Below are 11,911 nucleotides of genomic sequence, written 5' to 3'. Positions count from 1 at the left end.
CAAACTCATCTATTGCACTACAGACTATTGAAATATAAATGGCTTAGCCTTTATTTTCTTGATCGTGTTTCATGCCTTTACCATGATGTTTACCTTTCATTCCACGGCGTTTTTCCATGGATTCAAGCTTCTGAGCTTGCTCTGGTGTTAACAAAGCAACAAGTTCCGCCTTGTGAGTCTGTCTTAAGTTATTCATTTCTTCTGAACGTTTTTCAAGCAATGCCGTGACTTTCACTTTGGTCGCGTCATCTAACTCCAAAGAGTCCGCTAAGCGATCCGCCATTTTGGCGGGATCTCGCATTTCCATTTTATGATGCTTGCCTTTACCTTCCTTATGATCCCCTTTATGGCCATCTGCTAAAGCATTTGTGGCTAAAGAAGCCCCCATTAAAGCGGTAAAACCAACAGCACTAATTAGACCCATTTTTTTCATATTCATACTAATTTCCTCTAACGTATTTGTTCGCTTGTTTTGATGAGTTAATTATGTACTATCTAATTGTCAAGGTGTGTCAAACATGGGTAACTGGCAGGTAAAGGTTGTCAGCGATCTGTCAAAAGCGAATCTTAATTATCGTTAATTCGTTATGTTAAGCCTTATTTCAGTATTTGCGTCAAGTTTGGTAACCAGTAACTGCTCAACTCGCACGCCCTCTAAGTCAATCACTTCAAATTTATATCCAGAAAAAATCACGTAATCAGTGCGTTTGGGTAAACGTTTCAACATATAAATCATAAAACCAGCTATGGTTTCATATTGAGATCGGTCAGGAAAAGCGTCGACATCCAGGCAGCGATCTACCTCATTTATTGACGTTAATCCATCAATCAGCCATGAGGACTCATCACGACGTACAATTTGTTCTTCCGCCTCATGGGTAATCAATTCCCCCATAAAGCTGCTCAACAAATCCTTTACTGTCACAATACCTACAATAAGAGCATATTCATTTACCACAACGGCAAAAGGCTGAGAGGCCACTTTAAAGGCATTTAACGATTCCGATAGTGTCAATGTTTCAGGTAGATAAAATATGTCCTTATCAATCATATCCTGCTCTATCTGTGCAGGTTTCCCCTTCAGTACCAAGCGCAAAATCTCTTTTGATTCGATAATCCCTTGAAGCTTATCTAAACTTCCATTACAAACTAAAAAATCATTATGGGGATGTTCAATGATTTTTTGACTGATGGCTTCGCTAGTTTCATCGATATCAAAATAGACAATTTGATCTCGGGGGGTCATCACACTAGACAGACTTCGTGAATCCAATTCAAAAACGTTCCCAATAAGTTGGTATTCTTGCTGGGGCAAACTACCGTATTCAGCACCAGCATCCATCATAGCGACAATGTCTTCGGTTGTTACTATGTCCTCTCTTTCCGTTGGGAACTTAAAAACACGGAGAACAACATTCGTTAATCCATTAAAAAACATCACAAAAGGCGTCAGTGCAAAGGTCACCCAACGCATCGGGGTCACCACTTTTACGGCAACCGCTTCAGGCATAATCATAGCCAATCGCTTTGGTAGTAAATCAGCGAATAAGATAAATAAAGACGTTAATGTAAGAAAAGAGACAAAAAAGCTAATTTGCTCAACCAAATGCCCAGAATAAAAGTAAGACACAAAATCACGAATATAGGGTGTTAATGCTTGCTCACCAATAATACCACCAAGGATTGCTATCGCATTAAGCGCAATTTGAATCATGGCAAAAAATGCCCCTGGTTGCTCTTGTAAATCTAGCACAGCCTGGGCCTTGTCAGCGCCATCATCAGCCATGACTCGTAATTTTATTTTACGAGAAGCCGCCATTGCTATCTCGGACATAGCAAAAATGGCACTGATTGCAATTAATGCACCAATCCCAAGCAAATCAAACATGTTACACTCCAATCAAAAGGTCATATTTAGACCGCACTAGCCTGCTATTCAGAGGAACAACAGGCTACGATAAGGTACTACCGCGATTGGAAGCGTATTGAGTTTAGTAAAGCTCAAGAGCTGATCATTTGCGGTATTTTCTACGATAGAAAACCCGCGGATTATAATGACGATCTTCTCTGAAAAACAATCATTATTTTCACTTTATTATTGGTCACTGAGCTCTCTAAAGTGCCCTTAAAAACTTTGGTTGTAAGCTTTGTCCCAATCTTTCCAAATCACTTCTAATCCATGAGCCTTGATTAACTGACTAACCTCATCTATCGATCTATCATCCGATATTTCAAACTGCTCTAGGGCCTCTTTCGAGCTTTCAGAATAACCACCAGGTTGTGTCTTGGACTCAGCGCTCATACTGGTAAAACCTATTGGTAATACATTATTCCGGAAGTCAGCCGACTCTCTTGTCGACAAGGTTAACTCTAGATCCTCATCAAACAAACGCCAAGCACATACCAACTGAATTAACTGTTTATCAGTAATTTCTGATTTCACTTGAATCCCCCCTTCACAAGGTCGAATCCGTGGAAAAGAAACACTAAAACGAGAACGCCAATAACGTTTTTGTAAATGCCTTAAATGATGCGCCAAAAGCACACTGTCCGTACGCCAGTCGTCCAGCCCCAGTAATACCCCTAAACCAATTTTGTGAATATGCGCTTGCCCAAGACGATCCGGAGCATCCAGACGAAAATTAAAATCGGCCTTTTTTCCTTTTGTATGATGCTTTGCATACGTAGTTGTATTATAGGTTTCTTGATAGACCAACACGGCATCTAAACCAAACTGCCTAAGTTCCTTATAGTCATTTACCTCTAAAGGCTGAACTTCCATTGATAGATGACTAAAGTGAGGTGCAATTAAGGGCAACATTCTCTTGAAATAGGGCATCGACACTTTCGATGTTTCTCCAGTCACTAATAACAGGTTATCAAACCCCTTTTCTTTGAGTGCCTTCACCTCATCTGAAACATTACTTTCATTTAAAGTAAGTCTTTTAATGGGGTTGCTCATAGAAAAGCCACAATAACTGCATTCATTCGCACAGGTATTCGACAAATACAGAGGAGCAAACACCCCCATACCATAGCCAAAACGTCGCCTCGTCAACTGCTGACTTCGCCTTAACATTTGCGGCAAGAAGGCTTCCGCCGCAGGTGAAACCAACGCCATAAAGTCTTCAAATTGCAAACGTGATTTTGCTAAGGCTCGGCGTACATCCTGCTCTGTCTTAGAGCCCACCCGCTCTCCCATTTCTTGCCAATCTAAAGACATTAAAGCGCCACTAAATTGATCGTTTACAGCGGGAGACTGGCCAATAAAATTAAGTGGTTTCTCCTCGATCATGCGTTCTTTTGTTTGCATCAAGATAATCCAGCTAAAAAGTCGGTCATAGGACTCGAGGCTATCGCGTTTTGCTCAACCTCACCAAGACCCGAGTGATAGGCAACTCTTCCCGCCTCAACAGCCAATCGAAACGCATACCCCATTGCGGCCGGGTTACGTGCTACCGCCATGGCTGTATTAACCAAAACACCATCAGCGCCGAGTTGCATCGCCAATGCCGCGTCAGCAGGAGAACCTATACCCGCATCAATAATGACAGGCACTTGGCTCTGCTCGATAATAATTTCTAGAAAAGTACGGCTCGCCAACCCTTTATTAGAACCAATAGGTGCACCCAAAGGCATAACACACTGACAGCCAATTTCTTCCAATCGCTTACATAACACCGGGTCAGCATGAACGTAGGGCATCACAATAAAACCTTGTTTTATCAAGGTCTCCGCCGCTGCCAACGTTTCGATTGGATCTGGCATGAGGTAACGAGGGTCAGGATGAATTTCTAACTTCACCCAATGGGTTTCCAATGCCTCGCGGGCTAAGTTCGCGGCAAAAACAGCTTCCTTTGCCGACCTAGCTCCTGAGGTATTCGGTAATAATTTCATACCATGCTGTTGCAACGGCTTCAGAATATTATCACTGTGATTCGCTAAATCCATTCGCCTCAGGGATAAGGTAACCAGTTCACTTTCACTGGCTTTTATTGACTCCATCATGGAGTTTGAATTGGCATATTTACCTGTGCCAGTGAAAAGACGAGAGGTAAATGTTTGACCACCAATGATCAGTGGATCCTTTTCTAATAAGCGCATGTCATTACCCTCCTGCAATGGATTCAAAAATCAGTACATTATCGCCTTGTCGTATTAACGTTTTACTCCACTGACTTTTGGGGACAACCTCTTGATTAACAGCGAGTGCTATGCCGTCTTTGTTTGATTGAAGGTGATCTAACAAATCGCCTATAGACTCACCTGAAAATTGAAAAGATGAATCATTTAGTTTGATTTTTTTCATGATTGTATCCTTTTATCAAGACGTAATAGGTAGGTCAGTGTGAAGGAATTTTTCCATAAAGCGGCTAACAACTTCCTCAGGATCATTAGATTGAGTAATGGCTGTAACCATAGCAATACCATCTACACCGGTTTCCAACACTTCGTCAAAAACCGTTGCATTTATGCCACCAATAGCCACTGTAGGATATTCACCAGCCAATAACCTTGCATACTTGTGCAATCGAACCGTACCTTGAGGTTGAGACGGCATGTTTTTTGTTTGTGTTGGAAAAATATGGCCTAAAGCAATATAGCTTGGATGAACCTTACGTGCTCTCGCTATCTCAAAATACCCATGTGTACTGACGCCTAAGCGCAGGCCGGCGTGAGCAATGCGAGTCAAATCGGCCGTCAATAAATCCTCTTGTCCCAGATGCACGCCATAAGCGCCATACTCAATGGCCTTTTGCCAATAATCGTTGATAAAAACCTGAGCACGATAGGTCTTACCAAGTTCAATTGACTGTTTTATATCTTGATCTAAAGTACTCGAGTCCGGGTCTTTTACTCTTAATTGAATCGTTTTGATGCCAGCTTTTAGTAAACGCTCAATCCATACAGGCGAATCCACCACAGGATAAAGCCCAAGAGAGCTAGAGGCTATTTCAGGAAAACAAAGACCGTCTAAAAGCCATTGGTCAGCCGTCACTTGAAGGACTTCAGGAAGGTGTTTTATTTGATCAGGCCAGCCACACGCGGCTAGAGGGCCAGTTTTCTTACCCACTTGATAGCTCAATTCAAGCGCATGATTAATATAGCTTTTTGTTAAGGTTAGACTGTCCATTTCATCATAACCTAGAGCCAAAAAGCTGCTTAATGCCGTGGCAAAACTGCACCCCGTTCCGCGACTATGGCAATTTTTCTGCCTCTTTGAAGAAAATCCAAAAGGCGAGACTAAGCCATCCACTTTGACACGACTTGAAAATAACCAATCCACACAGTCATCTGACTCTAATAAGGAGTCTGTTTGATTGACACCATGACCGCCCTTAATAATCCATTGAACTTTGCTTAACTCAGGATTTTGACTTAATAATAAATCAACACTTTCTGTTAAACTCAAATTTGCTGTTGGCTTATCCTTTTCGAGCTTTGACGTGATTATTTCCTCAAATTCCTGAATGTTCGGCGTGATCCAGTCAACCAATGGCAACAAGTCTAATGCACTTGAGCTGGGACCCACTGAATCGGTGGTGCCTTCTAACGGTTGAGTGCGCAATCTCTGTCCAGTAGAAGAAGCACCAACAGGATCAAGAACAACACGACAATTAGGATTATCCATTTTTATTTTGGCCAACCAAGTAGCGATTGCTGACACTAACTCTGCGTTAGGTAGTAGACCAATTTTTACCACGCTTGGTGTCATATCCTGCAAGATACTTTCCCATTGTTGATCGAACTGCACTTTACTCATAGGGTACACAGCGAATACCGATTGAGAGTTTTGCGCGGTTAAGGCGCTGACTACCGTAGTTACATGCACACCCAAATCCTGACCCACTCGAAGATCAGCCTGTAAACCAGCGTGCGCGCTGGGGTCCGAACCACCAACACACACAATCACAGGAGGAGATGAAGTCATTGATAACATTAACCCTCCTCTCCGCTTAATAAGGCCTCTTTAGCCTTGTGCTTGAGTAATGTCCCTTTTTCCTCCAATACATCCGTTGTTAAATACACATCACTCCCTAGTTCTTTGAACTGTTCCGACATTTTTTGCATGCCAGTCTGTGCGTCAACATGGGTAATATCCGTCGCATCAATTCGTTCTAATTTGGCCGCTTCGAGTCCATCCGCGTAATCTCGGACTTCTTGGGTGATCTTCATAGAGCAAAACTTGGGACCGCACATTGAACAGAAGTGAGCCACTTTACCAGAAGCTTGTGGAATCGTTTCATCGTGATAAGCTCGTGCGCGAATTGGATCTAAAGATAAATTAAATTGATCTTCCCAACGAAATTCAAAACGCGCTTTAGAAAGAGCATTATCTCGTACTTGAGCGCCTGGATGACCTTTAGCTAAATCCGCCGCATGAGCGGCGATCTTATAGGTGATTAGACCTTCTTTAACATCTTCTTTATTCGGTAAACCCAAATGCTCTTTTGGTGTGACATAGCACAACATGGCGCAACCATACCAACCAATTTGAGCGGCACCAATGCCGGAAGTGATGTGATCGTAAGCTGGTGCAATATCTTGCGTTAATGGCCCTAAAGTATAAAAAGGCGCTTCGTGACAGGATTTCAATTGCTCTGTCATATTCTCTTCTATCAGCTGCATTGGAACATGTCCAGGACCTTCAATCATCACTTGAACGTCGTATTCCCACGCTATTTTTGTTAGCTCCCCTAAGGTGCGTAATTCAGACATTTGCGCTTCATCATTGGCATCCATAATAGAACCTGGACGCAAACCGTCACCAAGAGATAAGGCCACATCGTATTGAGCGCAAATCTCACAAATTTCACGAAAACGAGTGTAAGTAAAGTTCTCTTCATGATGGGAAAGGCACCATTTCGCCATAATAGAGCCACCGCGAGAGACAATTCCCGTTAAGCGCTTGGCCGTCATGGGTACGAACCTAAGCAAAACACCAGCATGAATAGTAAAGTAGTCCACTCCTTGCTCGGCCTGCTCTAACAAAGTATCTCGAAATACTTCCCAATTCAGGTCTTCGGCTACACCATCGACCTTTTCTAACGCTTGGTAAATTGGAACGGTTCCAATAGGAACGGGGGAGTTACGCAATATCCATTCACGAGTTTCATGGATATTCTTACCTGTTGATAAATCCATTACTGTATCGGCACCCCAGCGGGTAGACCAAACCAGTTTTTCAACTTCTTCTTCAATCGATGAAGTGACCGCCGAGTTACCGATGTTGGCATTCACTTTCACCAGAAAGTTGCGCCCAATGATCATAGGTTCAGATTCAGGGTGGTTGATGTTGTTCGGGATAATCGCTCGACCACGCGCCACTTCATCTCTTACAAACTCAGGGGTTATGTATTGCTGAATATTAGCGCCAAAATTTTTTCCTGCATGTTGACGTCGCAGTAATTCACTCTTAATGGCCGCCAGGTTCTGATTTTCTCGAATGGCAATAAACTCCATTTCTGGAGTGATAATACCTTGACGTGCGTAATGCATCTGCGTGACGTTTTTACCCTCGCTCGCCCGAGAACGAGTCGGCAAATCTTTAAAACGCAGTTCATCTAAAGCCGCATTTGCCAACCTTTCTTTAGAGAATTCAGAAGATAATTGTGCTAAGTGCTCAGTATCGTTTCGATCTTTGATCCAATTTTCTCTCAGTCTTGGTAATCCTTTATGGACATCGATGTTAGCATCAGGATCCGCATATGCCCCAGAGCAATCATACACATAAATAGGCTCATTCGGTTCATATGTTAACGACTTAGGATCAGAACCAATTGGCGTATCCGACAAATTAATTTGTCGCATTGGAACGCGAATGGAAGGGTTTGAACCTTCAACATAAATTCGTTCAGAAGATGGGAAAGGCGTGGCTTGTAAAGATTCTATGAACTGTTTAGCGGCTTGGCGTGAAGCTTCACGACTTTGCTTACTTGGTTTTTTGATTAACTCGTTTGCTGTATTAACTAATTCGTTATTTGATGACATAAGCCGTTCTCAATAATGTTAAATGGAGAATTGCTTGTCTGGTGTGTGGCCTTAACGCATCTCTAAAAAGAGAATGACGCTTCAAACCTTCTATTGGTACCCATAAGACAACAAAGAATGCCTCTTGGAATAACCCAATAGAAGTACATTCGATGCAGATAAGAAAAGATAACGATTTTCTTGTTTCCTACGCAGGTTTTTAGCCCTGATCAGGTTCTGCGGATCCCGCTTAAAAGCGATCTCAGCCAAATGGCACTCCGACAAGTGCCTGAAGAATACTTAGCTTTGATTGGATTGTAAAGCAGGAAGAGTGGTCTATCTGGATATTAACGGAATAAATTTTAGCCTTTGAAGAGTGCAATTTGTCTTTAAAAGATCATCCGAGAGAATCTTTTATCTTCCTTTACTCACTATAAAAAGGGCTGTTTTTTTCCCTTTCTCTCACCTTGGCCATAATTTCTCTTTTCTCGTCATGGCTGCTTCGCCCCCAAATCGTAATCTCTTTCGCAGAACGATAACAACCAAGACACACATCATTCTCATCTAAATTACACATATTGACACAGGGAGATTTTATCTTCTGTTTACTCTTCATTTATCGAATCCAGTTATGACGGTTGATCTGTATCATTCTATAAAACTATAAAAAAGAGGGAGGACCTCTTTTTTATAGTAACCCGCACTTATTCTATTTCTTTTTTATTTTTCCGTGAAATAGAATGCAAAGTTTTCGATAATTTATCGGACTTTTTGTCCAATGCTCTTTTCTCTGCATCCGAGTCAACGTCCTTATCATCGGACTGAATGGCTCTTAATAGTGATTCATCCAATAGACCAAGTTTGATCGCACTTTGTATCGAACAACCCGGTTCAACAGTGTGTTTACAATTGGCAAAGCGGCACTCTTTCGCTAGACGCTTAACTTCTAATAAGGTGTCTTGAATTTGATCTTCTCGTGTTTGAGTCTGACATAAAACTTTTATGGCCGCCGACTCAAAAATCAGGCCGGCCTCTTTTAGTAAATAAAATTGATTCGATTCCTGCGCGCCTTTATTACCAAAACGGTTTTCATCTGGTGTCTGAGTCACCGAGAGTAAGGTTTTTACAATACGACTTTTCCCTGAGTTTTCTTTCCCTATTAAAGCCACCATTTGGCCTTTGCCACACCAATCAAGTAAACGGTTAGCGCTGCTTTCTTCACGTGAATTTATGGCTTCAATAACAAGATCATTACGAATGGCTTGGACTTGATCTAAATAAACATAATAATCTTCACATTGATCTTTATGAGTCAAAATAACAACCACCTCAATATGAGACTTTTTCGCCAATGCCACACTTTCTTGAATATAGGCTAAGTCAAAGCCATCATTCATTGAGGAAACAACAAATAATGTGTCCAAATTTGCAACAAGCGTTTTATGCAAAGAAGACGGTGAATGCAGCTCAGTTGAACGCTCTAAAGCTCGATAAAAGCGATTTTTTTCAGTAAGTAGCAACCAATCACCAGCAACCAACCCATCCATTTCACTTTCAATAGATAATGAAACATCACCTTGTTCGCACAAACACTCAATCTTATTCAAAACAATATTGGTCACTCTTGCTGGAAAACAGGACTCCATTTCTTCAAGAGACAGTTGTTGGTTAAAGAAAGTACTCCAACCTAATTGGGTGGCTGTGAATTTTTTCAAATCTGACATGCTAAATCCAGAAGACTATTCGTCATTCATATAAGGAAAATTATTTATTCCAACAGAAACTACACAGAAGTTTACCTAGAATAAAACCTGAGATTATTACAGTTAGCTCATTCTTAACACACTAACTGAATGCTGATTTTCAACTGACCGAGACAATAGAGCAAGTTTTTTATTTAGCAATACCACTAAAGAAATAACCCCTACTCAATAAAGTATCTCCATCAAATCAAACTCACTCACTCATGATTCTATTTCAAACTTATGTCAAACCTGTGTCGATACGATGACAAACTGTATGCCAAACTACATTTGCTTAAATAGATAGGTATTGTTTCGACTTACAGGAAGCACCTTGTGCATTTCCTTTAGACTCAGTGAGTATCGACCTTGTTCATCCTTCATAACTTGACTAATTTTCGCTACTTGAACAATGACGGCACGATGTATACGCCAGAAACGATCTGGGTGAAGTTCACTTATAAGCTGTTTGATGGATTTTTTAATTAAGTAATCGCCCTCTTTTGTCACCACTGTGGTGTATTTATCTTCAGAGATAAAACAGAATACATCGTCTACATTGATAACCAATATTCGATCGCCAATCGATACGTTAATCCAAGATAAGTATTGCGCGCTAGATTGATCACTCGGTAACCAGCGATTTATCTGATCAGCATCCAGTTCATATTTTATGAGTGTTTTATCCTGTTTCATTAATCGCTCTATACACGAGTTTAAACGTGACTCTCCTACTGGCTTCAAGAGATAATCAACAGCTTCTTGTTCAAAGGCTTCAATAGCATGCTCATCATAGGCTGTTACAAACACTAGATTTCCTTTATAGCCTAGGCGCCGTATTTCTTTAGCCGCATCTAGACCACTCATTCCTGGCATTTTGATATCCATAAAAATAGTATGGATATCAATTTTTTGCATTAACTTTAAAGCTTCTGCACCAGAGTTTGCTGTGACAATGTGATCAACCTCTTCCCATAGTTCATTGAGCATTTTTTGCATATGAAAGCGCAGCAAAGGCTCGTCATCAACAACTAAAACATTCATATCAACTCACTTCTTTCAATTTGTAACGGCCATTTTAAATACACGTCGCTCGTTAATTCTTTTTTGTCCTTGTCCACTTTTTTTTCTAAAGTCAAACTGGCTTCATCACCATAAAGCAACGCCATTCTTTGCCGTATATTATTCATAGCAATTCCATTTCCTTTCGACTCTTGATCTAGAGGGCCAGAAGTACTCCCTGCCAACGCTGTATTTAGTACTTCACCAGATGAATTTTGTATTGATACAATAATATGAGTCTGGTCTCTTAACACTCTAATGCTGAGTTTTCCTCCTTCAACACTGGGCTCTAAGCCATGTAAAACGGCATTCTCAACCAATGGCTGAATAACAAACGGGGGGCATTTTTCATCTTTAAGCCTATCATCAATCGTCAATGTGTAGGCTAACCTATCACCCATTCTGACTTTTTGAATATCGAGATAAGCTCTCGCAATTTCCAGTTCATCTTTCAAGAATATTATTTGCTTCTGCGCTTTTGTCATAGAAGCACGTAATAGATCCGTTAAGTTATCCGTCATTTTTTTCGCAGATTCTGGCTCGATATCGATTAAAACTCGTATATTGGCTAATGTATTAAATAGGAAATGCGGCTCCATTTGAGACTGTAACATCTTATAATTGGATTCAGTTAATTGCTTTTCTTGCATAAGCGTTTTCAGTTTCTGGGCCTGCAGCTCTTTATCTTTTTCATTAAGGCGATGAGTACTATAGAAAATATAAGTAATTAAAAAACTAAATAGAATTCTTAATACCATATCCGAAAACGGTACATTTAGAATATGACTGATATCACCGTAAATACGATAAATAAGATGAATGACGCCAATCAAAGCACCAATTAAACTTCCGATCAATGCAATAATCGCCGTATGCAAGTAATGCTTTAGGAAATAAAAACCGCAACTAATGCAAAGTAAACAGGAGAGACCAAATACCAACGACACTTGAAAAGAGAGCCAAAACTCCCCTCCATCACTCCACCAAAGAACCATAGCAATAACATAGCAAATTAGGACGGTTTGCAATGTATCTTTAACAAAGCCCTTTTTATCAAAAATGCGCGATTTCTTTTCCATTAAAGGCACTCACCTCAGATAAATAGATTTCACATTGAATGACGTTGGCTATTTCGC

General features: G+C 40.9%; 11 protein-coding genes and 1 riboswitch. All 11 genes read right to left on the bottom strand.

Features of this window, described 5'->3' with window-relative positions:
• Nucleotides 1-43: 43 nt before the first annotated feature.
• Entirely contained in the window at nucleotides 44-439 is a 396-nt protein-coding gene (locus IEZ33_RS06860) for a hypothetical protein (protein ID WP_191602948.1), read from the bottom strand.
• Nucleotides 440-577: 138 nt separating this feature from the next.
• Complete coding sequence (paeA, locus tag IEZ33_RS06855) at nucleotides 578-1,888, bottom strand: polyamine export protein PaeA (protein WP_191602947.1); 1,311 nt, start codon at nucleotides 1,886-1,888, stop codon at nucleotides 578-580.
• Nucleotides 1,889-2,125: 237 nt separating this feature from the next.
• Nucleotides 2,126-3,313 carry a 2-iminoacetate synthase ThiH gene (thiH, locus tag IEZ33_RS06850; RefSeq protein WP_240009657.1) on the bottom strand — a complete coding sequence of 396 codons (1,188 nt, stop codon included), beginning with the start codon at nucleotides 3,311-3,313 and terminating at the stop codon, nucleotides 2,126-2,128.
• Nucleotides 3,313-4,104: a thiazole synthase gene (locus tag IEZ33_RS06845; protein ID WP_191602946.1), complete on the bottom strand. Its 792-nt coding sequence runs from the start codon at nucleotides 4,102-4,104 to the stop codon at nucleotides 3,313-3,315. Before IEZ33_RS06845 ends, thiH begins: the two co-directional genes overlap by 1 nt.
• 4 nt (nucleotides 4,105-4,108) lie before the next feature.
• The gene (thiS, locus tag IEZ33_RS06840) at nucleotides 4,109-4,309 is read right to left on the bottom strand and encodes a sulfur carrier protein ThiS (RefSeq protein WP_191602945.1); all 201 of its coding nucleotides are present in this window, start codon (nucleotides 4,307-4,309) and stop codon (nucleotides 4,109-4,111) included.
• A 15-nt stretch (nucleotides 4,310-4,324) separates the two neighbouring features.
• Complete coding sequence (thiE, locus tag IEZ33_RS06835; RefSeq protein ID WP_191602944.1) at nucleotides 4,325-5,941, bottom strand: thiamine phosphate synthase; 1,617 nt, start codon at nucleotides 5,939-5,941, stop codon at nucleotides 4,325-4,327.
• Nucleotides 5,941-7,992: a phosphomethylpyrimidine synthase ThiC gene (thiC, locus tag IEZ33_RS06830; protein WP_191602943.1), complete on the bottom strand. Its 2,052-nt coding sequence runs from the start codon at nucleotides 7,990-7,992 to the stop codon at nucleotides 5,941-5,943. The genes thiE and thiC overlap by 1 nt, the downstream gene beginning before the upstream one ends.
• Nucleotides 7,993-8,159: 167 nt before the next feature.
• Nucleotides 8,160-8,262: riboswitch (TPP riboswitch) on the bottom strand.
• 133 nt (nucleotides 8,263-8,395) lie between these two features.
• Nucleotides 8,396-8,587 (bottom strand): DUF1289 domain-containing protein, encoded by a 192-nt coding sequence (locus IEZ33_RS06825; RefSeq protein WP_191602942.1) that lies wholly within the window; start codon nucleotides 8,585-8,587, stop codon nucleotides 8,396-8,398.
• An 88-nt stretch (nucleotides 8,588-8,675) separates the two neighbouring features.
• Complete coding sequence (rsgA, locus tag IEZ33_RS06820) at nucleotides 8,676-9,695, bottom strand: GTPase RsgA (RefSeq protein WP_191602941.1); 1,020 nt, start codon at nucleotides 9,693-9,695, stop codon at nucleotides 8,676-8,678.
• A gap of 303 nt (nucleotides 9,696-9,998) precedes the next feature.
• Complete coding sequence (locus IEZ33_RS06815) at nucleotides 9,999-10,757, bottom strand: LytR/AlgR family response regulator transcription factor (protein ID WP_191602940.1); 759 nt, start codon at nucleotides 10,755-10,757, stop codon at nucleotides 9,999-10,001.
• Nucleotides 10,754-11,854: a sensor histidine kinase gene (locus IEZ33_RS06810; protein ID WP_191602939.1), complete on the bottom strand. Its 1,101-nt coding sequence runs from the start codon at nucleotides 11,852-11,854 to the stop codon at nucleotides 10,754-10,756. The genes IEZ33_RS06815 and IEZ33_RS06810 overlap by 4 nt, the downstream gene beginning before the upstream one ends.
• Between the last annotated feature and the right edge of the window lie 57 nt (nucleotides 11,855-11,911).

Origin of the sequence: Marinomonas algicola (assembly GCF_014805825.1) — a bacterium.
Lineage (GTDB): Bacteria > Pseudomonadota > Gammaproteobacteria > Pseudomonadales > Marinomonadaceae > Marinomonas > Marinomonas algicola.
Note: the sequence above shows the minus strand (reverse complement) of the source record. Positions and strands in the feature narration are given on the sequence as shown.